Below are 21,573 nucleotides of genomic sequence, written 5' to 3'. Positions count from 1 at the left end.
GACCTGATCCGCCATGGACATTGAAACTGAGCAGCAACTCCGCGCCATCTACCCCGCCCCCAAAGAGCGCATCATCAAAAAACAGCTCTCGGCTCTGGATGTCCACTGCCAGCGATTTATCCAGCTTTCCCCTTTTGTCGTTATTGCCAGTGCCAGCCGGTCGCTGGCAATGGATGCCTCCCCACGCGGTGGCGTTCCCGGCTTTGTCAAAGTATGCGACGAACAGACCCTGCTCATCCCGGATGCCCCAGGCAACAACCGACTCGATACGTTTGAAAATATCATCGAAACCGGACAGGTCGGTTTGCTCTTCCTGATCCCCGGATTTGACGAGACTTTGCGCATCAATGGTGCGGCACGCCTGTCCTGTGCTGAGGCGTTTATCGGTTATTTTGCCAACGAGCAACGTCCGCCCAAACTGGTCATGGAAGTCAAGGTTGACGCCGCCTATCTGCATTGTCCCAAAGCGCTGATGCGTTCAAGGCTATGGCATTCCTCGGCCCAAACGGATCGCACACTCTTGCCGACGGTGATCGAAATGATTAACGACCAAACCGGGATCAGTGTTCCGGTGCAATCGCTTGAGGCAACGCGGGCAAACTTTGCCCAAGACTTGTAGTCCAAAAAAACGGCTGAATCCCCAACCAAGGCAAGCTGAGTTCATCCGTCATGGTTTGAAAAGGATCGCAATCAGGGTGCCAGGATTGTTCTGGTTCCTAAGCGGGGTAGGTCCCTGGCAACAAAATCCTCTTGTCCACGTTGTCAACGTGCGTGTGGCCGCAAAAGGCCATGGTCAGATCGAGCTCCTTGTGGATGATCTCCAGCGCCCTGGTTACACCGGCTTCGCCCATGGCGCCCAGGCCGTACAGGAAGGCGCGGCCAATGTAGGTGCCGCGGGCGCCCAGGGCACGCGCCTTGAGCACATCCTGGCCACTGCGAATGCCGCCGTCCATGTGCACCTCGATCTGGCTGCCCACCGCATCGACGATGGCGGGCAGGGCGCGAATGCTGCTTTCCGCGCCATCAAGCTGGCGCCCGCCATGGTTGCTCACCACCAGCGCATCGGCCCCGGATGCAGCGGCGAGCCGGGCGTCTTCGACGTCCTGGATGCCTTTCAGGATCAGCTTGCCGCCCCAGCGTTGCTTGATCCACGCCACATCATTCCAGCTCAGCGTCGGGTCAAACTGTTTGGCCGTCCACTCGCTCAAGCTGCCCATGCTGTCGATGCCCTTGACGTGGCCGACGATGTTGCCAAAGTTGCGTCGCCGGGTGCTCAGCATGCCCAGCCCCCAGTGCACTTTGGTCATCATGTTGACCCAGTTGGGCAGGCTGGGCCGGGGCGGTACCGACAGTCCATTCTTGAGATCCTTGTGGCGCTGGCCGCTGATTTGTAAATCGAGCGTCAGCATCAATGCCGAGCAATTGGCCGCTTTGGCGCGGTCAATCAGGCGGGCGATGTAGTCGCGGTCACGCATCACATAGAGCTGAAACCAGAACGGATGCCCGCCGGTTTCCCTGGCCACGTCTTCGATCGAGCAAATGCTCATGGTGGACAGGGTGAACGGTACACCGAATTTTTTGGCTGCCCTGGCGGCCTTGATTTCACCGTCTGCGCACTGCATGCCGGTCAGGCCGGTGGGTGCCAGGGCGACCGGCATGGCCACGTTTTGCCCAATCATGGTGCTGGCGGTGCTGCGGTTTTCGATGTTGATGGCGACCCGCTGGCGCAGTTTGATTTTTTGAAAATCATCCGCATTGGCATGGTAGGTGCTCTCGGTCCACGAACCGGTGTCGACATACTCGTAGAACATGCGCGGCACGCGTTTTTGGGCCAGTACGCGAAGGTCTTCAATCTGGGTGATCACGGGCATAAGAGGGCTCCTGGACAGGGCCTCCATGGTAACGAGGTGCGGGGGCGAAAAACGGGACAGCCCTTCACTTACACTGTGGCCTGCCCGGGGTGTGCTGTGTCAGCACTGAGATGGACTTCCAAACCCGCGAACTTGATCCGGTTGATACCGGCGTAAGAAGTGCCAAGCGTTTTGTCATTGCCATGTTTCCTGCCACACGGGCATCATGGGTCAACCAGTGACCTGTCGCGTTTGATCTTGTCCTGTTTGCAGCTTGGTTGCCCAAACTCCCGCGCTGTTTTCAACCCAACAGGAGATCAATCCCATGAATGCCCCCGACAAATTCAGTCAGTTGATGCGTTTGACGCGCGAGCCCTTGCCGGCCTCGCGCAAAATTTATGTGCCCGGCTCGCGAGCCGATATCCAGGTGCCGATGCGTGAAATCATGCAGAGCAATGGCGAGGCAGTCACGGTGTACGACACCTCCGGTCCCTATACCGACCCTAATGCCGACATCGACGTGCGCCAGGGTCTGCCTGGTGTGCGCAGCCCGTGGATTGAAGCGCGTGGCGACACCGAGTGTTACACCGGGCGCGCCCCATTTGCGTTGGACGATGGCCTGAAAACCGGCGAATCCGAAGCGCTGGCGGCCTTGCGCGCGCAAGCCAGCGGGCTGCAACGTACCCCGCGGCGTGCCCGGGCGGGCGCCAATGTGTCGCAAATGCACTATGCCCGCCGCGGCATCATCACCCCCGAAATGGAATACGTGGCGATCCGCGAAAACCAGAAACAGGCCTGGATGGCGCAGTACCTGTCCAACGCCGAGCGCGAACAGCGCCTGGCCGGCAACAGCTTCGGCGCGGCCATTCCCAAAGTGATGACGCCCGAGTTCGTGCGCGACGAAATCGCGCGCGGCCGCGCCATCATCCCGGCCAACATCAATCACCCTGAAGTCGAGCCGATGGCGATCGGCCGCAATTTCCTGGTCAAGATCAACGCCAACATCGGCAACTCGGCCGTCACGTCGAGCATCGAGGAAGAAGTCGAGAAACTCGTCTGGTCGACGCGCTGGGGCGCCGACACGGTCATGGACCTGTCCACCGGCAAAAATATCCACACCACGCGCGACTGGATTTTGCGCAACGCATCGGTGCCCATCGGCACCGTGCCAATCTACCAGGCGCTGGAAAAAGTGGGCGGTGTGGCCGAAGACCTGAGCTGGGAAATCTTCCGCGACACGTTGATCGAGCAGGCCGAGCAGGGTGTGGATTACTTCACCGTGCACGCCGGCGTGCGTCTGGCTTTCATCCACCTCACGGCGCAGCGTGTGACCGGCATCGTGTCGCGCGGCGGCTCGATCATGGCCAAGTGGTGCATTGCCCACCACAAGGAGAATTTCATCTACAGCCATTTTGATGAAATGACCGAGATTCTCAAGGCCTATGACGTGAGCTACTCGCTGGGCGACGGCCTGCGCCCCGGCTCGGGCGCTGACGCCAACGACGAAGCCCAGTTTGCTGAACTGCGCACGCTGGGCGAGCTGACGCAGAAAGCCTGGCAGCAGGACGTGCAGGTCATGATCGAAGGCCCCGGCCACGTGCCCCTGCACATGGTGCAGGCCAACATGACGGAGCAGCTCAAGCACTGCCACGAGGCGCCGTTTTACACCCTGGGCCCGCTGACCACCGACATCGCGCCCGGCTACGATCACATCACCAGCGGCATCGGCGCCGCCATGATCGGCTGGTTCGGCACTGCCATGCTGTGCTACGTGACGCCCAAGGAGCACCTGGGTCTGCCGGACCGCGACGACGTCAAGGTCGGCATCATCACCTACAAGATTGCGGCGCACGTGGCCGACGTCGCCAAGGGCCACCCCGGCGTGCGGACGCGCGATGACGCCTTGTCGAAAGCGCGTTTCGAATTCCGCTGGTTGGACCAGTTCAACCTGTCGCTGGATCCCGACACCGCGCGCGACTTCCATGACGAAACCTTGCCCAAGGACGCGTCCAAGGTGGCGCATTTCTGCTCCATGTGCGGGCCCAAGTTCTGCTCCATGAAAATTTCGCAGGAGGTGCGCGACTACGCCAAGGACAAGGGCGTCAGCGATGAGCAGGCGATGACCGAAGGCATGGCCTCCATGTCGGATGCGTTCAAGCGTGCCGGTGGCGAGATTTACGTGCCGATCCAGAAAGTGGACTGACACGCGTTACAGTGTTTGCATGAGCTATCCCGATTGAAAACCATGCAAACCACAGACGTTCTCATCATCGGTGCCGGCATGGCTGGCGCTTCGGCGGCCTACTTTCTGGCACCCCATGCCAAGGTGGTGCTGCTGGAGCGTGAGCCGCAGCCTGGCTACCATGCCACCGGGCGCTCGGCTGCGCTCTATTCGGAAACTTATGGCAACGCCACGGTGCGCGCTATCACCACGGCTTCCAGGCCTTTTTACTTCCAGCCACCCGAGGGCTTTTCAGCCTATCCGCTGGTCACGCCACGCGGCGCCTTGATCGTGGGCGGCGCAGCCGAGCACGACGCGCTGCGCCAAACGCTGGACGCCATGCGCGCCCTGGTCCCCAACATCGAATGGTGGACGCAAGCGCAGATCATGCAGCGGGTGCCGGTGCTGCACCCCGAGGCCGCCGTCTTTGGCGTGTTTGAGCCCGATGCCATGGACATGGACGTGCATGGCATTCACCAGGGTTTTCTGCGCGGTGCCAAGGCGGCCGGGGCGCAACTCGTGTGCGACGCGGGCGTGAGCCGGATCAGGCATGACGGCCGGGCCTGGTGTGTGGACACTGCGGCAGGGTCGTTCAGCGCCCCCATCCTGGTCAATGCCGCCGGTGCCTGGTGTGACGAATTGGCACAACTGGCTGGCGTCAGACCGGTGGGACTGGTACCGATGCGTCGCACCGCGTTCACCTGTGAGGTGCCGGCGTCGGTGCAAATGCAGGATTGGCCCCTGGTGATTGATGCTGCCGAGACCTTTTATTTCAAGCCCGAGGCCGGCTTGTTGCTGGTCTCCCCGGCCAATGCCGACCCGGTGTCGGCGCAGGATGTGCAACCCGAAGAACTCGATGTGGCGATTGCCGTGGACCGGCTGGAGACGGCCACCACCTTGCAGATCCGGCAGGTACGGCGCAAATGGGCGGGTTTGCGTTCGTTTGTCGCTGACAAGACGCCTGTGCTCGGCTTTGCGCCGGATGCACCGGGTTTTTTCTGGCTCGCGGGGCAGGGCGGTTACGGCATCCAGACCGCACCCGCCATGGGTGAACTGACAGCGGCCCTGCTGCGCGGTCACCCGGTACCGCCCGCCATGGCGGCGCTGGGTGTGCGTCAGGCTGCGCTTGCGCCAGGGCGGTTCGGGGTTAATTAGTTGGGGTCAGAGCACATCGTTGCGGGAGTGGTCTGAATCCTAATCAGTTGAGGACAGAGCAAATTTGCTTCGCAAATCTTGGTCTGTCCCGCAAGGTCTCAGGTCTTTTAAAAAGCTTTCAGGATCAGCGCGCCGCGGTACAGGTAAGGCTGCAGCGGTTGCGCGCCTGGCTCGGCGCCACCGCGGTTTTCGACACTGATCGCCAGCTGCCGCACCGTGGCCAGGGCTTTTTCGGTCACCGGCAACTGGGCGGTCTTGAGCTTGGGTGTCAGCACCCCCAGCGATTGGGGTTGACCGCTGACGCTGGTGTCCCACAACTGGAGGCTGTCGTTGGGCCCTTCCTTGATGTCGGTCAGGCGCTGCAACTGCAACAAGCCGTCCTGCGGGTCAAAGGTGACCAGCACGCCGGGTGCCTGTTGGGCGTCGAGCAGCACCGCGATGTACTTGGTTTGCGGCACGTTCTTGAGCTTGGCCTGCAGGTGGCCGATCTGGGCGTTGAACATCTCGTACATGCCGACCCCGCTGGCCGCTGCCACGGCCAGGATCACCAGGCAGACGATGGTCGCCAGACGCCAGCCGGTGGTGTAAGGGGGAATCGGCTCGGTGGTTTCAGGTGTGGTCATGGGTTCAGCCCAGTCGGACCCGGTGCCTGGCAATTTGTGCACGCACCTGATTGGGTGCGGTGCCGCCCAGGATGTCGCGGGCGTTGAGCGAACCGCGCAGGCTCAACACTTCATACACGTCTTTTTCGATGTTCGGGTTATACCCTTGCAGCACCGCCAGCGGCAGTTCTGACAAGTCCACCTGGTGGCTGATGGCCGCCTTGACCGCATGGGCCACGGTTTCGTGGGCGTCACGGAACGGCAGGCCTTTCTTGACCAGGTAGTCGGCCAGGTCGGTGGCCGTGGCGTAGCCGCGCAAGGCGGCCTGCTCCATGGCAGGGGCGTTCACCGTGATGCCGCCTTCCTTTTTTCCGCTGGCCGGGTTCAACTGGCCGCCGATCATCTCGGCAAAAATGCGCAGCGTGTCGGTGAGCGTGTCCACGGTGTCAAACAGCGGCTCCTTGTCTTCCTGGTTGTCTTTGTTATAGGCCAGCGGCTGGCCTTTCATGAGCGTGATCAGGCCCATCAGGTGACCCACGACCCGGCCGGTCTTGCCGCGCGCGAGTTCAGGCACATCGGGATTTTTCTTCTGCGGCATGATGGAGCTGCCGGTGGTGAAGCGGTCGGCTATTTTGATGAAGCCAAAGTTTTGGCTCATCCACAGAATGAGCTCTTCGCTGAGGCGGCTGATGTGCACCATGCACAGGCTGGCGGCGGCGGTGAATTCGATGGCGAAGTCGCGGTCGCTCACTGCATCCAGCGAGTTCTGGCACACCTGCGCCTGGCCCTGCGCGTCGACCATGCCCAGGGCGCGGGCCACCCGCTCGCGGTCCAGTGGGTAGCTGGTGCCAGCCAGTGCGGCGGCGCCCAGCGGCAGGCGGTTGACCCGGCGGCGCACATCGGCCATGCGCTCGCCGTCGCGGCTGAACATCTCCACATAGGCCAGCAGGTGGTGGCCAAAGCTCACCGGTTGCGCCACTTGCAGGTGGGTGAAGCCGGGCAGGATGACGTCGACATGCTGCTCGGCCACCTCGAGCAGCGATTGCTGCACCTCCGTCAGCAGGGCGCTGATCAGGTCGATTTCACCGCGCAGCCACAGCCGCACATCGGTGGCCACCTGATCGTTGCGCGAGCGCCCGGTGTGCAGGCGCTTGCCGGCGTCGCCCACGAGCTGGGTCAGGCGCGCCTCGATGTTGAGGTGCACGTCTTCCAGATCGAGCTTCCACTCGAACGCGCCGGACTCGATCTCGGCGGTGATCTGCGCCATGCCGCGCGTGATGTCCGCCAGGTCCTGGGCGCTGATGATGCCTTGTGCCGCCAGCATGTCCGCGTGCGCCAGCGAGCCGGTGATGTCGGCCTGCCACAGGCGTTTGTCAAAAAACACGCTGGAGGTGTAGCGCTTGACCAGATCGCTCATGGGTTCGGAAAACAGCGCCGACCAGGCCTGGGACTTTTTGTCGAATTGGTTTTGGCTCATCGCGGATCAAAGTTAAGAGGAGGGCGGGTTGCCCGAGAATCATCAATAATGGCCCCAGTGACCAAGTGGGCCACCAATCAGGCAGATGCATGCAAGAACCCCAAATTTTATCGGTCTTCCACGACGCAGCCGCAACCCTGGCCGAGAACGCCGCGCCGGGTCAGGGCCGAGGTGCCCGCATGACCCTCCGCGTGTTGCTGGTGGACGACGAAAGCCTGGCGCGCAGCCGTCTGAAAACCTTGCTGGGCGATTGCATGCAGCCCGGTGCGCAGGTGCTGGGTGAGGCCGCCAATGCGGTGCAGGCGATCGATTTTTTGCAGCACCACGAGGTCGATGCGGTGCTGGCTGACATCCACATGCCGGGTGCCGATGGGCTGATGCTGGCGCAGGCGCTGCGCCGCTTGCCCCATCCGCCTGCGGTGGTTTTTGTGACGGCTTATGCCGAACATGCCGTGCAGGCTTTCGAGCTGGAGGCGCTGGACTACCTGACCAAGCCGGTGCGGTTCGAGCGCTTGCAGGCCGCGTTGCAAAAGATTGCCCGGGTGACACGGCAGGCGCAGGACACGGCCACGGACGTGGTCGAGGACGTCCTGGTGATCCAGGAGCGCGGCCGTGCCGAGCGGGTGCCGCTGGCGCAGGTGCTGTACCTGAAAGCCGAGCTCAAGTACATCACGGTGCGCACGGCCAGCCGCAGTTATCTGCTGGAAGGCACGCTGTCCGAGCTGGAAGCCCGTTATGGCAGTCGTTTCATTCGCATTCACCGCAATGCGCTGGTGGCCCGGCGTGCCGTGCGGGCGCTGGAAAAACACCATGACCCCGAAGAGGGCGAGGGCTGGGCGGTGCGGCTGGATGGGGTGGCGGAGGCGCTGTTTGTTTCACGCCGCCAGTTTGCCGCTGTGCGGGCGCTGGTGAGTGCGGTGTGAGGCTCATGGCACATACTGTCACACGCCTCAAAGTGCTGAGTGCCGGCATTTTTAGCCTGATTCTGGTGCTGGGTGTGGCCCGTTTTGCCTACACGCCGCTGTTGCCGCTGATGCAGCAACAGGCCGGCCTGGGCGTGGCAGAGGCTGGCTGGCTGGCAGCCATCAACTACGCCGGGTACCTGACGGGTGCGCTGATGGCCTCGCGCATCAGCAGCCTGGTGCTGAAAGACCGGCTTTATCGCATCGGCATGGTGCTGGCCATTGTCAGCACGCTGATGATGGGCCTGAGCACGAATCTGCTGGTGTGGGCCATCTCACGCTATGTGGCGGGCCTGACCAGCGCGGCGGGCATGCTGTTGGGCACCGGGCTCATCATGAACTGGCTGATTCGCCATAACCACCGTAGCGAGCTGGGCATTCACTTTGCCGGCATCGGCCTGGGCATCGCCGGCTGCGCCGGCGCGGTGATGCTGTTCACCCCCTGGCTGGACTGGCGCGAACAATGGTTTGCCTTCACCGCCCTGGGCTGCCTGCTGCTGGTGCCGGCGCTGCGCTGGCTGCCCCCGCCCGACACCAGCGGTCTCACCACCAGCGGCCAGAAGCTGCAGGACCAGCCGCCAAGCAGCCTGTATTTGCGGGTGTTCATGGCGGCCTACTTTTGTGCCGGCTTTGGTTATGTGGTCAGCGTGACCTTCATTGTCGCCATCGTGAACCAGCTGCCCGGTCTGCACGGCTGGGGCAATCTGGTGTTTTTGGCGATCGGCATCGGGGCGGCGCCGGCCTGCATCAACTGGGATTTCATCGCCCGCCGCAGCGGCGACCTGAACGCGCTGATTCTGGCCGCGCTGCTGCAGATTGTGGGCATTTTGCTGCCGGTGCTGGTGCCGGGACTGTGGGCCGCGATGCTGGGTTCCCTGCTGTTTGGCGGCACCTTCATTGGCATGGTGAGCCTGGTGCTGAGCATGGCCGGGCGCTACTACCCCGGCATGCCCGCCAAGATGATGGGCAAGATGACGCTGTCCTACGGCGTCGCGCAAATCATCGGCCCGGCCGTCACCGGCCAGATCGGCGCCCAGTTTGGCAGCTACAACGCCGGCTTGTACGTGGCGGCCGCCGTCATGGCGCTGGGTGCCGGGCTGCTGGTGCTGCTCAAGCTGGTGGAACGGCGCGACGCGCTCTCAGGCGCATGATCGGTGGTACGGCGATCATCGCCACGGCGCCGATCCACAAGCCCATGGAAATCGGGCTCTCGATCAAAATGCCCAGTTCGCCGTTGGTGATTGACAGTGCGCGGCGCAGGTTTTGCTCCATCATGTCACCCAGCACAAACCCCAGAATTAGCGGCGCCATCGGCACGCCCTGTTTGCGCAGCAGGAAACCCACCACACCAAAGGCCGACATCAGCATCAAGTCGAAGGTGGTGGCATGGACCGAATAGACCCCCACCGCACTCACGGCCAGGATGCCTGGCACCAGCGCCCAGTTGGGCATGCGCAGCACCCGGGTGAACACACCCACCATCGGGATATTGATCAGCAGCAGCAGCACATTGGCCACAAACATCGAGGCGATCAGGCCCCACACCAGCGTCGGGTTTTGCGTGAACAAGGCCGGGCCGGGGGTGATGTTGTAGAGCGACAGCGCCCCCACCATCACGGCAGTGGTACCAGAGCCCGGCACACCCAAGGTGAGCATCGGCACAAACGAGCCAGCAGCCGAGGCATTGTTGGCCGCCTCAGGGGCCGCCACACCGCGGATGTCACCCTGGCCAAACTGGCCACTGGCACCCGACAGGCGTTTTTCGGTGGAGTAAGCCATGGCGCTGGCGATCGTCGCACCGGCACCCGGCAACACACCCACCACAAAACCCAATACCGCCGAACGCACGATGACCCAGCGTGTGAGCAGCATTTCCTTGAAGTTGAACAACGAGCGTCCGGTCACCTGGAGCATGCCGTCGCTGCTGTGGTGCATCTCCAGCATTAGCAAAATCTCGCTGATCGAAAATACGCCAATCACCACCACAATGAACTGGATGCCGTCCGACAGGTGCAGGTTGTCGCCGGTGAAGCGGTACACGCCCGAGTTGGAATCCAGCCCGATGGTGGACAGCGACAGACCAATGATGGCCGCCAGCAGCGCCTTCATCGGTGCCTCACCCATCAGTCCGGTGATGCAGGCAAAGGCAAAACACATCAAGGCAAAGTATTCGGCCGGACCAAAGGCCAGCGCCCAGCGTGCCAGCAGTGGCGCGAACAACACGATGCCGATGGTGGCGATCAGTGAGCCAACGAACGAACTCCAAGCCGAGATCGACAGCGCCACACCGGCCATGCCTTTTTTGGCCATGGGGTAGCCGTCCAGCGCGGTCATGATGGCACCCGCGTCGCCCGGCACATTGAGCAGAATCGACGAGATGCGCCCCCCGTACTCACACCCCATGTACACAGCGGCCAGCAGGATCAGCGCGGTCTCGGGTGGCAGATGCAGGGCAAAGGCCAAGGGCATCAAGATGGCCACACCATTGATCGGACCCAGCCCGGGCAACATGCCGACCATGGTGCCGATCAAAGCACCGACGGCAGCCACCATCAGGTTGCTGGGCGTCATGGCAACGCCAAAGCCGGTCAGCAGGTATTGCAGCGTATCCATCAGCGGCCTCCGAAAATGAACGACAGCAAGCCGGTAGGCAACACCACGTCCAGCAATTTGTCAAACAGCAGGTAGAGCACCAAGCCCAGCCCGACACCACCGGCCAGAGATTTTTTCCAGCCCCCACCAAAGGCCATGCCCACTGGCAGCGCCATCAGCGCCGTGGCCAGGGTAAAGCCCAGCAACTGAAACAAGCCCGCATAAATAAACACCGCGAAGACCGACAGGCCAAACGGCAACAAATGGCTGCGTGGCATGTCAAAGACGTGCGGCCCCGGTCGCACCACCAGCCAGGCACCGGCCGCAGCCATCAGCCCGGCCATCAGCATCGGGAAAGAACTCGGGCCGACGGGCTCGTAAGAAATAGGCGCTACATAGCCGCGTGCTGCCCAGGCCATACCGGCGCCCACGGCAATGCACACCGCGCCAAGAATGCGGTCGCTCATTGATTTGTCTCCTTGAATTAAACCTGACCCGACCCGTGGGTCAGGTCATCACACGGGTTTACTTGGCGACGTTGAGGCCAAATTCAGCGGCCATGCCGCGGTAGGCCGTCACTTGCTTTTTCACATAAGCATCGAGTTCAGCACCCGTCATGGCGAACTTGAACAGGCCACGCTCACCGCGCAGTTTGTTGAATTCAGGCGTAGCCATCATCTTGTTGAAGGTATCGACCCAGACCTTGTAGTCCGCATCACTGACCTTGGGACCAACGTAAAAGCCGCGAACAATTGGCCATTCGACATCCATGCCCTGTTCCTTGGCCGTGGGTATGCTGGCCAGACTGCCTTCCAGGCGCTTGTCGGACATGACTGCCAGCAAGCGGATCTTGGCACCGCCCTTGATCTGCTCTTCGGCCTCGGAGGCGTCCCCCGAATACACCTGCACATGGCCACCTTGCAGTGCCGTGATGGCTTCGCCACCGCCTTCAAACGCCACAAAACGCATTGACTTGGGGTTCAGACCGGCAGCGCGTGCGGTCAGCGCAGCCTTCATCCAGTCCTGGCTGCCAATCGAACCACCGGCGCCAAAAACCACCTTGGTCGGGTCGGTCTTGACCGCTGCGATCAGGTCCTTGAGGGTCTTGAAAGGCGAGTTCTCAGCCACGATCACCGCGCCAAAGTCGCTGCCTACCGCCGACACCCAGCGCACATCGTTTTCGTTGTAGCGACCGAACTTGCCTTGCGCAATGTTCAGCAGTGAGCCGCCCGAATAGGCGACCAGGGTGTTGGCCTCGGCGGGGCGCTGCGCAATGATGGTGTTGTACGCCACCGCACCAATGCCACCGGGCATGTAGGAGATCCGCATCGGGTCGGCAATGTACTTGCCTTGCATCAACGCTGACTGCGCCAGTTTGCAGGTGAGGTCAAAGCCACCGCCCGGCTTGGCCGCTGCAATGCACTCGGTCTTATCGAGCGGACCGGCCGTGCCAATAGCAGCAACGCTGGCCAGGATCAGTGAAAGGAGGGGTGATTTCAGTTGCATGGTATCTCCAATAGTTTTCGGGTTACATCCCCTGCCATGGACGACGCTGCGGCAGGAGTGGGCGAACTTTATCGGGGTCGTGCTTTCAGGGTGCTTTCAGGAAAAATGCAAATTCATAAGGGAAAACCCTTGTCTTATCCGGCCGTTGGCCGGCGCGGCAAGACGATCGATGCGGCGAATCCCTGGTCATTGGCACCACTGTCCAGGCGCAGTTCCCCCCCATGTCGTTCGGCGATGGAGCGCACGATGGCCAGCCCGAGGCCGGTACCCTGCAGTGAGGCGTTACTGCCCCGAAAAAAACGATCAGCGGCGTGGGCGCGCTCCTGCATGGGGAGGCCGGGGCCGTTGTCGATCACGCTGATCACCCCCTCGCATTCGCTGTGCGTCAGCTTGACCGTGACCCGACCGCCACGCGGCGTGTAATTGAGTGCGTTATGCAGCAAATTGGACAAGGCTTCCTGGAGCAGCGCGGCGTCCGCCACCACACGCAGGGTCTCGGCGTCAGGCTCAAATCCCAGGTCGATGTTCAACTCACGTGCCGCCGGCCACCACTTGCGCGTTGTCTTTTCGACAAGCTCGGAAACATCCAGGGTGTCCGCCCTGAGCGCCGCGCTGTCCACGCGCGCCAGTGTCAGCATCTGATTGGTCTGCCACACGGTTTCTTCAAGCTGCGTCTTGATCGCGAGCAGTGCCTCGCGCTGCTTGGCCGGGTCGGGCTCACGCAAGGCAAATCCGATTTGCGTGGTCAGCGTGGCAAGCGGTGTCCTCAATTGGTGGGAGGCATCCTCTACAAAACGCTGGCGTGCCTGGGTTTGCTGGCGGCTGCGTTCGACATGGTGGTTGATCGCCTCGACCAGCGGCAGCACATCGGCGGGGATACCCATCGGCAGAATGGGGGTTAGGTCCAGAGCAGACCGTGCCTCGACTTCGTTGCGCAGCCGTGTCAATGGCCGTAGTGCCCAGCCGACCGCTCCTGTCATCAAGCCAATGGCCACGACCAGCAGCAACAGATCGCGCGCCACCGACTCCAGTACCAGCGCGCGCGTGAAGGCCTGACGCGACTCCAGTGTTTCTGCGATTTGAATGATCACGCGCTGCCCCGCAGCCTGCCCGGCCAGTGGCGGGTCGAGTACACGGGCGTATGAGCCAACCCGTACCGGTTCATCATAGTAGGTGGCGTCGCTGTATTGCGGTGATTCGGACACCAGCACCCGCGGCGGGGGCGGCAAGTCGGCGTTGCCAATGTCCACCAGGCCATCCTCCGTGGCGACACGGTAGTACACCCGGCCATTGGCGGTGAGTTCGAAAAACTCCAGCAAGCGATACGGCAGTTCGACACCGAGTCCGCCACTGGCGGTTGAGATGTTGGCGTCCATGGCCTTGATGGCACCAAGCAGCGATCGGTCGTAGGCGGCGTTGGCTGCGTCAACGGCGGTGCGCCAGGTCAGCCACACTTCGGCGCCGCCGACCAGCAACAATCCGGGAACAAGCACCAGCAGCAAGGTTCGCCGCAGGCTCAGGGTGTGCAAGGCGTTCAGGTTCACGGGTGGGCCTCCTCCAGCACGTAGCCCAGGCCGCGCAGCGTGGTGATGCGCACCGGGTGCCCCGCAAGGCGCTTGCGCAGCCGGTGCACCAGGACTTCAATGGCTTCCGGATGCACATCCTGCTCGTCGGAGAACACCCGGTCCAGGATGTCCTGCTTGGACAGGGGTTCGCCACTGTGTTGAATCAGCGCACGCAAGGCTGCGTGTTCGCGCGGCGTCAGCGTCAAGGGCTCGTGGGCCAGGGTGAACTGCCGGGTGGTGGCGTCAAAAACCAGTGGTCCGCAGGCGAAGCGCGGGTGCTCGCTGCCCCGCGCCCGGCGGATCAGCGCGATAAGCCGCGCCTCCAGTTCGGCCAGTTCAAACGGCTTGGCCAGAAAATCATCCGCACCCTCGCGCAAGGTGCTGACCCGCTCGGCCAGGGAGTCGCGCGCTGTCAGGATCAGGACGGGTAACCGATGATCGGCCTCACGCAGGTCAGCCAAGACGTCGTGTCCGCCCAGCCCGGGCAGACCGAGGTCAAGGATCAGGGCGTCGTAGCGTGTGCCTTTGAGGGCGCTGCGCACCAGCCGTCCGTCATTGACCCAGTCGACCTGAAAATCAACCTGCTGCAGCGCTCGCACCAGCCAAGTGGCGAGTTCGCTTTCGTCTTCTGCCAGGAGGATTCGCACGGTTTGGTTTCCGAAAAACTAGGATCAGGAGAATTCATGGGTCGGTGCGTGATTGTCTGGCAATAAATTGCGAAACGCGCGGACCCCAGACGAGCACCATCAGAAAGCGTGCCAGTTGCATCGCCATCACAAAGCCGGCATCGACGGCACTGGTCGCGGCGATGATGGCCACTGAATCTGCCCCGCCCGGACTGCTGGCCAGATAGGCGGTCAGCGGGTCATAACCCGCCCATTGGTTCAGGCCCACGGCAATGGCGACACCGACCCCCATCAGCGCCAAGATCGACCCCAGCACGGCGGGCAGGGCACGCAAGGCATGCCACAGGATGCTGGGTGTGAAGCGCAGGCCGATGCTCCAGCCGATCACGGCATAGGAAACGGCCAGCAGTGCGGGCGGCAATTCAATGACCAGCAGGCCCATGGCCTGCAATGCCGCGCCCAGGATCAGCGGCAGCACCATCGCGCCGCCCGGAATTTTCAGCCAGCGCGCCAGGCTTGAAACGGCAAAGGCGAGCACCAGGGTCCAGCCCAGGTTGCCTGTATGGAGGACCGAAAACCAATGCACTTCATGGGCTATGGGGGGCGCTGTCTGGATGGTCCAGAAATGGGCGACAAGCGCGGCCACCGCAGTCACCACCGCAACGCGCAAATACTGCATGAAGGCGACCAGCCGCACATCGGCCCCATAGGCCTCCGCCATCAAGACCATGGCTGAGGCCGCACCCGGTGCCAGGCCCCATACCGCTGTGGTTCCAGGGAACACCTGGCGCCGCATCAGGAACCAGCCCAGGCCGGCGCTGGCGGCGATGATCGAAACGGTTGCGCCCAGAAAGAGGGGCCAGTCCGCCGCGACCCGAGCCAGCGTGGCGGGTTGCAGGCTCTGGGCCATCAGGCAACCCAGCACACCTTGCGCCAGCGCAAACAGCGGCCTGGGGACACCCAGCCGAATATCCCGGGAAGACAGCAGGATTCCCGCCAGCATGCAGCCGAGCAGTACCCCGGCCGGTAAATGGAGTGTGGTAAGCGCCCAAGCCAGGACAGCACTGATCAGGAGCAGGACGCCCCACCATAAGGCAGGCATCGTTTGACGTGGGGTGGGAAGCATGGAAAGTCAAGATGCGACCAGCGATCTGGCCGCGAACGTTGTGCCGTTAGTTCAGGAAACTCAATCGAGGTGGTTCGTCAATGTCCGGGTTCAGGGCGGGTGCCTAGCCCGTATTGCGCAGCCCCGCGGCAATGCCGTTGATCGAGATGTGGATGCCGCGTTTGAGCCGGGCGTCGGTCTGACCGGCACGGAAGCGGCGTACCAGTTCCACCTGCAAATGGTGCAGCGGGTCGATGTAGGGAAAGCGGTGGCGGATCGAGCGTTGCAGTGCCGCGTTGTGCGTCAGGCGCTGTTTGTCGCCGGTGATCAGTTCCAGTGCCCGCGTGGTGCGCTGCCATTCCAGCTCGATGGCGCTGAAGATTTTCTTGCGCAGGCGTTTGTCGGCCACCAGCTCGGCGTAGCGCGAGGCCAGGGCCAGGTCGCTTTTGGCCATGACCATGTCCATGTTGGACAGCAGCGAGCTGAAAAAAGGCCATTGTTTTTGCATCTGTTGTAGCAGCGCCAGGCGTTGCCTGGTGATTTTTGCGGTGGCGCCGGGCGGCTTTAGAAACGTCTCCACGGCGCTGCCAAAGCCGAACCAGCCGGGCAGCGTCAGGCGGCATTGGCCCCAGCTGAACCCCCAGGGAATGGCACGCAGGTCTTCAATTTTTTGTGTCGCCTTGCGCGAGGCCGGGCGTGAGCCGATGTTGAGTTCGGCAATTTCCCTGATCGGTGTGGCATCGAAGAAATATTCGGTGAAGCCGGGGGTTTCGTACACCAGCTTGCGGTAGGCCGCCATGCTCGATAGCGACAGTTCGGCCGCCGTTTCCAGATAGGCGGGCTCAGCGGATTGGGTCGGGTGCAACAGGGTGGCTTCGAGCGTGGCCGCCACCAGGGTTTCCAGGTTGCGTCGGCCGATTTCGGGGTTGGCGTACTTGGAGCCAATCACCTCGCCTTGCTCGGTCAGGCGAATCTGGCCGCGTACGGTGCCGGGGGGTTGCGCCAGGATGGCCTCGAAGCTGGGGCCGCCACCGCGCCCCACGGTGCCGCCACGGCCATGGAACATGCGCAAGCGGATCGGGCTGACTGCGCTCTGGTTGATGCCGTCAAACATGTCCACCAGCGATATTTCAGCCTGGTACAGCTCCCAGTTGCTGGTAAAAATGCCGCCATCCTTGTTGCTGTCAGAGTAACCCAGCATGATGTCCTGCTCGCCATACTGGTCTGGCGCACCGCGTTGCACCATCGCCAACACGCCGGGCAGGGCGTAATACTCGCGCATGATGCTGGCCGCATTGCGCAGGTCTTCGATGGTCTCGAATAGGGGCACCACGATCAGGTCGCAACTGGCATGGCCGTCCAGCGTGCCCTGCATCAGGCCCACTTCCTTTTGCAGCAGCATCACTTCCAGCAGGTCGCTGACGGTTTCGGTGTGGCTGATGATGTAGTGGCGAATGGCCTGGGTGCCAAACAGGGTGCGCGATTGTTTGGCAGTCTCGAAAATGCTGATTTCGCTGTTCACATGGGCACTGTAGGCATGGCCCATGACGCGCAGCGGGCGCGCGTCCCAGAGTAAATCCATCAACAGGGCCCGTTTGGCGGTTTCGTCGAGTTGCCCGTAATGCGGTGTGATGCGGGCCACGGCCAGCAGTTCGGCCAGCACCGCCTCATGTTGGTCCGAGCTTTGCCGCAGGTCGACCGTGGCCAGGTGAAAACCGAACACTTCCACCGCCCGGATCAGCGGTTGCAGCCTTTGCCCGACCAGGGCTTGTGCCTTTTGCGTGATCAGGGACGATTCGATCACACGCAAGTCGCGCAGCAGTTCCTCGGGTGTCAGGTAGGGGTTTTGCGGTGCCACCGCATGGCGCGCGGCTTCACCGCCGCTGAGGTCCTTGAGGGTGGCGGCCAGCCGCGCATAGACGCCGATCAGGGCACGCCGATAAGGTTCGTCCTTGCGGTGTTCGTTGGTGTCGGGCGAGCTTTGGGCCAGCGCCTGCATCTCGGGCGGAAAGTCCATCAGCATGGCAGACAGCGACAGTTCGCCGCCCAGGTAATGCACCTCGGTCAGGTAGTGTCTGAGCGCCATGTCCGATTGGCGGCTTAAAGCGTGGGTCAGGGTTTGGGCGTTGACGTTGGGGTTGCCGTCGCGGTCGCCGCCAATCCACTGGCCCATGCGCAGGAAACTGTGCACCGGGTGCGACCCCAGGGCCTGTTCCAGGTTGGCATAGAGTTTGGGGATTTCACGCAGGAAGGTGGATTCGTAATAACTCAGCGCGTTTTCGATCTCGTCGGCCACCGTCAGTTTGGTAAAACGCAGCAGCCGGGTGTGCCACAACTGCAGCACAAGGGCGCGCAACTGGGCCTCGTTGCTGGACAATTCGCGCGGGGTCAGTGCATCGTGCGCGACCTTGTTGGCGGCCGCCTGTGCCAGGATGTCGTCGCGTGCGGTGAGCAGCTGGGCAATGGCGCGTTCGGCGTCCAGAATGCTTTTGCGCTGTACTTCGGTGGGGTGGGCGGTGAGCACGGGTGAGACAAAGCTGTGAGCCAGCATCTCGCTGATGGCTTGCGGCGTGATGCCGCCACTGCTCAGGCGCTTGAGGGTCATGTCGATGCTGCCGGGGCGGATGCTGCCAGCACGCTCATGCACGGCGCGGCGGCGGATGTGGTGGCGGTCTTCGGCCAGGTTGGCCAAGTGGCTGAAATAGGTGAAGGCCCGCACCACGCTCACGGTCTGGTCGCTGCTGAGGGACTTCAGCAATTTGTTGAGCGCCTTGTCTGCCACCGGGTCGGCATGGCGGCGAAAGGTGACCGAGAGCTGGCGGATTTGCTCGATCAGGGCATAAGCAGCCTCGCCTTCCTGTTCACGAATCACATCGCCCAAAATGCGCCCGAGCAGGCGGATGTCTTCTACCAGTGGGCGCTCGCTGCTGGGGATGGCAGTATTTTTGGGTGCGGGGTTGGGCTTGGGCATGGCAGTTTTGAGAGTCGGTAGGAAATAGCTTAAGCAAAAGCCATGCTAGCATTCCCGGATTGAACAAGATTACGAAAAGGTTACGGCATTGTGCCAATCAATATGCATCAATTCACCATTGCAACAAGAGAAAGTCGCCTCGCCATGTGGCAGGCCGAGCATGTCCAATCCCTGTTGAATGACATGGGCCATCGGGTTGCGCTTTTGGGCATGACCACCCAGGGGGACCAGATTCTGGACCGCGCCCTGAGTCAGGTCGGTGGCAAAGGCCTGTTTGTCAAGGAACTCGAGGTGGCACTGGAAGAAAAGCGCGCCGACCTGGCTGTGCATTCGCTCAAGGATGTGCCGATGGAACTGCCCGAGGGCTTCAGTCTGGCCTGCGTCATGGAGCGCGAAGATCCGCGCGATGCCTTTGTGTCAAACACCTATGCCAATCTGGATGCCTTGCCGCAAGGCGCGGTGGTGGGCACCTCCAGCCTGCGCCGCGTGGCCTTGCTGCGCTCCCAGCGACCCGATCTGCGCATTGAGCCCTTGCGTGGCAACCTTGACACCCGTCTGCGCAAGCTCGACGACGGCATGTATGACGCCATTGTGCTGGCCGCGGCCGGTCTCAAACGCCTGGGCTTGTCGTCCCGCATTCGTGCCGTATTTGAACCCTCGGTGATGCTGCCAGCTGCGGGCCAGGGCGCGCTCGGCATTGAGGTGTGCTCCGATCGTGCCGATGTGGTGGCGGCGCTGGCACCGCTGGTGCACAGAACCACCTGGCTGGCCGTGGCGGCAGAGCGTGCCGTGAGTCGTGCCATGGGGGGTAGTTGTTCGATGCCGCTGGCGGCCTACGCCACGCTGGCCGACGACACCCTGACGATCGATGCGGCCTGGGGTGATACCGAGGGGCGGTTGCCGCTGGTGCGTGTATGTTTGAGCGGTCCGGTGAGTGATCTGGCCAGTGCTACCGATCTGGGTCAGCGCGTAGCGGATGACCTGCGCGCCAAGGTGCTGGCGCAAGGCGGTACTTTGGCGCATTTGGCCGGATCCGCCAGTCAACCGGTGTGAACGTGCGGCTCATCGTGACCCGGGTGCAGCCGCAGGCGCAGCAGTGGGCTGACCGGTTCCAGGCCATCGGCCATGATGCGCCGGTGTTGCCGCTGATTGAGGTGCGTGGTCTGGCCGATGCCACTGCGGTGCATGAGGCCTGGCTGGATCTGTCCCGCTACAAGGCGGCGATGTTTGTCAGCCGTCATGCGGTCGACTACTTTTTTCAGGCAAAACCGGTTCCGGAAATCGGTGCCCAGGCACTGGATGCCATGGCCACAAGATGGTGGTCCACCGGCCCCGGAACGGCCCATGCCCTGCTGGCGCACGGGGTGCCAAGGCCGTTGCTGGACACGCCTCCGGAACAGGCCGGGCAGTTTGACTCCGAGGCGCTCTGGCAACAGGTACAGACCCAGGTCCGACCAGGCGACAAGGTGCTGATCGTGCGCGGTGACAGTGTGGTGTCTGACGGTGCATCGGTGGATGACAATGACCAGGGTGTTGGCCGCGAATGGTTGGCCGAGCGGCTGCGTCAAAGTGGTGCCCAGGTAGATTTTCTGGTGGCATACCAACGTGGCGCGCCCGTTTGGACCAGCCAGCAACGTGCGCTGGCGCAGTCTGCTGCCAGCGATCGCTCGGTCTGGTTGTTCAGCAGTGCCGAAGCGTTGGGCCACTTGCACAGCTTGTTGCCTGGTCAGGACTGGTCAGCCGCACGTGCTGTGGCGACCCACCCCCGGATTGCGGCGGCAGCCCGGGGCTTGGGCTTTGGTGTGGTAGCGCAGACACGGCCCACTTTGGAAGATGTACTGGCCTCGATAGAATCCCTGGCATGAACCCCCAGCATTCTCCTGATCCCGCTGACATCAGCCTCCCAGCTGAACCAAGCTCCGGTACGGTTGCTGTGGACGCAGGCCCTGCGGCTACCAGCGCAACGATAGCGCGATCAGTCTTGTGGGTGCTCGGTTTTACGGCCTTGCTGGCCTTGTTGACGGTCGCTTTGCTGTGGCAAAAAGTTGCCGGCATGCAGGAGCAGCTGGCGCGCCAGAGCGCAGAGGCGCAGTCGCAGTCGCTGGAAGCGAGGGCACTGGCCAAGCAGGCGGTGTCCCTGGCGCAGGATACCGCAGCTCGCGCTGCGGTACTGGATTCACGCTTGAGCGAAGTGGCCCTGCAACGCAGTCAACTTGATGATCTGATGCAGAGCATGTCGCGTTCGCGCGATGAAAACCTGGTGATTGATATCGAGGCCGCCCTGCGTCTGGCCCAGCAACAGGCGCAGTTGACGGGCAGTGTGGAGCCCTTGCTGGCGGCCCTGAAAAGTGCTGATCAGCGTATCGTGCGGGCGGCGCAGCCTCGCCTGGTTTTGCTGCAAAACGCCATTGCTCGCGACATTGACCGGGTCAAGTCTTCCGCCGTCAGCGATACCCCCACCTTGCTTGTCAAGCTGGACGAATTGGTGCATCTTGCCGATGAACTGGTACTGGCCAATGCGGTGGCACCGGCGCGCCAGAATGAGAAAAGTCTGGTCGTGCGCCCGCCGTCTCCCGTCAGTTGGTGGCAAAGCGGGTTGCAGATGGTGATCGGGGAAGCGCGTAATCTGGTCAGGGTAAGCCGTGTCGAGACGCCCGATGCAGCGCTGCTGTCGCCCGAGCAGTCGTTTTTTCTGCGGGAAAATTTCAAGCTCAAGTTGCTTAACGCCCGTCTGGGGCTGCTGGCCCGGCAGATTGATTCGGCGCGGTCAGACCTTGCCGATGCCGAAGCCATGTTGAAGAAATACTTTCAGGCCAATGCGCGTAAAACCCAGGCGGCGGCTGCTTTGCTGCAACAGGTGCAGGGGCAAATGCGCACCCTGCAGTTGCCACGCATTGACAACACGCTGGCGGTGCTGGCGACCGCCGCTGCCGGACGCTGA

At 62.4% G+C, this 21,573-nt stretch carries 18 protein-coding genes and 1 riboswitch; of the genes, 8 read left to right on the top strand and 10 right to left on the bottom strand.

Translation table 11 applies throughout. The annotated features are described in order from the left end of the window. Positions 1-13: 13 nt before the first annotated feature. Positions 14-619 (top strand): MSMEG_1061 family FMN-dependent PPOX-type flavoprotein, encoded by a 606-nt coding sequence (locus tag NDJ10_RS05735; protein WP_296160235.1) that lies wholly within the window; start codon positions 14-16, stop codon positions 617-619. A 97-nt stretch (positions 620-716) separates the two neighbouring features. Here NDJ10_RS05735 and NDJ10_RS05730 read toward each other — a convergent pair whose 3' ends face one another. After that, positions 717-1,871, bottom strand: a complete 1,155-nt coding sequence (locus tag NDJ10_RS05730) for an alpha-hydroxy acid oxidase (protein WP_296160233.1) — start codon at positions 1,869-1,871, stop codon at positions 717-719. Positions 1,872-1,946: 75 nt separating this feature from the next. Next, positions 1,947-2,048: riboswitch (TPP riboswitch) on the top strand. A gap of 127 nt (positions 2,049-2,175) precedes the next feature. On the opposite strand from NDJ10_RS05730, the gene thiC reads away from it, so the two are divergent. Then, positions 2,176-4,053 (top strand): phosphomethylpyrimidine synthase ThiC, encoded by a 1,878-nt coding sequence (gene thiC / locus NDJ10_RS05725; RefSeq protein ID WP_296160232.1) that lies wholly within the window; start codon positions 2,176-2,178, stop codon positions 4,051-4,053. A gap of 42 nt (positions 4,054-4,095) precedes the next feature. Beyond that, the gene (locus NDJ10_RS05720; RefSeq protein WP_296160231.1) at positions 4,096-5,226 is read left to right on the top strand and encodes an FAD-binding oxidoreductase; all 1,131 of its coding nucleotides are present in this window, start codon (positions 4,096-4,098) and stop codon (positions 5,224-5,226) included. 107 nt (positions 5,227-5,333) lie between these two features. Here the strand turns inward: NDJ10_RS05720 and NDJ10_RS05715 are convergent, their stop codons facing one another. After that, positions 5,334-5,849 carry an anti-sigma factor gene (locus NDJ10_RS05715; protein ID WP_296160230.1) on the bottom strand — a complete coding sequence of 172 codons (516 nt, stop codon included), beginning with the start codon at positions 5,847-5,849 and terminating at the stop codon, positions 5,334-5,336. A gap of 4 nt (positions 5,850-5,853) precedes the next feature. Then, a complete protein-coding gene (gene argH, locus NDJ10_RS05710; RefSeq protein WP_296160229.1) occupies positions 5,854-7,305 on the bottom strand; it encodes an argininosuccinate lyase in 1,452 nt (483 codons plus the stop codon). Between the two features lie 179 nt (positions 7,306-7,484). Between argH and NDJ10_RS05705 the strand changes: the two genes are divergently transcribed. Continuing rightward, positions 7,485-8,228, top strand: a complete 744-nt coding sequence (locus NDJ10_RS05705; RefSeq protein WP_296160320.1) for a LytTR family DNA-binding domain-containing protein — start codon at positions 7,485-7,487, stop codon at positions 8,226-8,228. Positions 8,229-8,233: 5 nt separating this feature from the next. Beyond that, complete coding sequence (locus tag NDJ10_RS05700) at positions 8,234-9,418, top strand: YbfB/YjiJ family MFS transporter (RefSeq protein WP_296160228.1); 1,185 nt, start codon at positions 8,234-8,236, stop codon at positions 9,416-9,418. Here the strand turns inward: NDJ10_RS05700 and NDJ10_RS05695 are convergent. From NDJ10_RS05695 to ppc, 7 genes are all read right to left on the bottom strand, one after another. Continuing rightward, the gene (locus NDJ10_RS05695) at positions 9,378-10,880 is read right to left on the bottom strand and encodes a tripartite tricarboxylate transporter permease (protein WP_296160226.1); all 1,503 of its coding nucleotides are present in this window, start codon (positions 10,878-10,880) and stop codon (positions 9,378-9,380) included. The two genes, NDJ10_RS05700 and NDJ10_RS05695, sit on opposite strands and share 41 nt — an antisense overlap. Next, positions 10,880-11,326 carry a tripartite tricarboxylate transporter TctB family protein gene (locus NDJ10_RS05690; protein ID WP_296160225.1) on the bottom strand — a complete coding sequence of 149 codons (447 nt, stop codon included), beginning with the start codon at positions 11,324-11,326 and terminating at the stop codon, positions 10,880-10,882. Before NDJ10_RS05690 ends, NDJ10_RS05695 begins: the two co-directional genes overlap by 1 nt. Positions 11,327-11,384: 58 nt before the next feature. Next, a complete protein-coding gene (locus NDJ10_RS05685; protein ID WP_296160224.1) occupies positions 11,385-12,365 on the bottom strand; it encodes a tripartite tricarboxylate transporter substrate binding protein in 981 nt (326 codons plus the stop codon). Positions 12,366-12,499: 134 nt separating this feature from the next. Further along, positions 12,500-13,909 (bottom strand): sensor histidine kinase, encoded by a 1,410-nt coding sequence (locus NDJ10_RS05680; protein ID WP_296160223.1) that lies wholly within the window; start codon positions 13,907-13,909, stop codon positions 12,500-12,502. Next, positions 13,906-14,577 (bottom strand): response regulator, encoded by a 672-nt coding sequence (locus NDJ10_RS05675; protein ID WP_296160222.1) that lies wholly within the window; start codon positions 14,575-14,577, stop codon positions 13,906-13,908. The genes NDJ10_RS05680 and NDJ10_RS05675 overlap by 4 nt, the downstream gene beginning before the upstream one ends. Positions 14,578-14,611: 34 nt before the next feature. After that, the gene (locus NDJ10_RS05670) at positions 14,612-15,658 is read right to left on the bottom strand and encodes an AbrB family transcriptional regulator (RefSeq protein WP_296160221.1); all 1,047 of its coding nucleotides are present in this window, start codon (positions 15,656-15,658) and stop codon (positions 14,612-14,614) included. A gap of 127 nt (positions 15,659-15,785) precedes the next feature. Continuing rightward, positions 15,786-18,632, bottom strand: coding sequence for a phosphoenolpyruvate carboxylase (gene ppc / locus NDJ10_RS05665; RefSeq protein WP_296160220.1), 2,847 nt, complete (start codon positions 18,630-18,632; stop codon positions 15,786-15,788). 102 nt (positions 18,633-18,734) lie between these two features. On the opposite strand from ppc, the gene hemC reads away from it, so the two are divergent. From hemC to NDJ10_RS05650, 3 genes are read left to right on the top strand one after another with little or no spacing between them, the layout of a single operon-like run. Further along, positions 18,735-19,685 (top strand): hydroxymethylbilane synthase, encoded by a 951-nt coding sequence (hemC, locus tag NDJ10_RS05660; protein WP_296160218.1) that lies wholly within the window; start codon positions 18,735-18,737, stop codon positions 19,683-19,685. Between the two features lie 2 nt (positions 19,686-19,687). Further along, a complete protein-coding gene (locus NDJ10_RS05655) occupies positions 19,688-20,497 on the top strand; it encodes a uroporphyrinogen-III synthase (RefSeq protein WP_296160217.1) in 810 nt (269 codons plus the stop codon). Next, positions 20,494-21,573 (top strand): uroporphyrinogen-III C-methyltransferase, encoded by a 1,080-nt coding sequence (locus NDJ10_RS05650; RefSeq protein ID WP_296160216.1) that lies wholly within the window; start codon positions 20,494-20,496, stop codon positions 21,571-21,573. Before NDJ10_RS05655 ends, NDJ10_RS05650 begins: the two co-directional genes overlap by 4 nt.

Source organism: Rhodoferax sp. (assembly GCF_023700745.1).
In the GTDB taxonomy this organism is placed as follows: domain Bacteria; phylum Pseudomonadota; class Gammaproteobacteria; order Burkholderiales; family Burkholderiaceae_C; genus Rhodoferax.
This window is presented reverse-complemented; position numbering and strand designations above follow the sequence as displayed.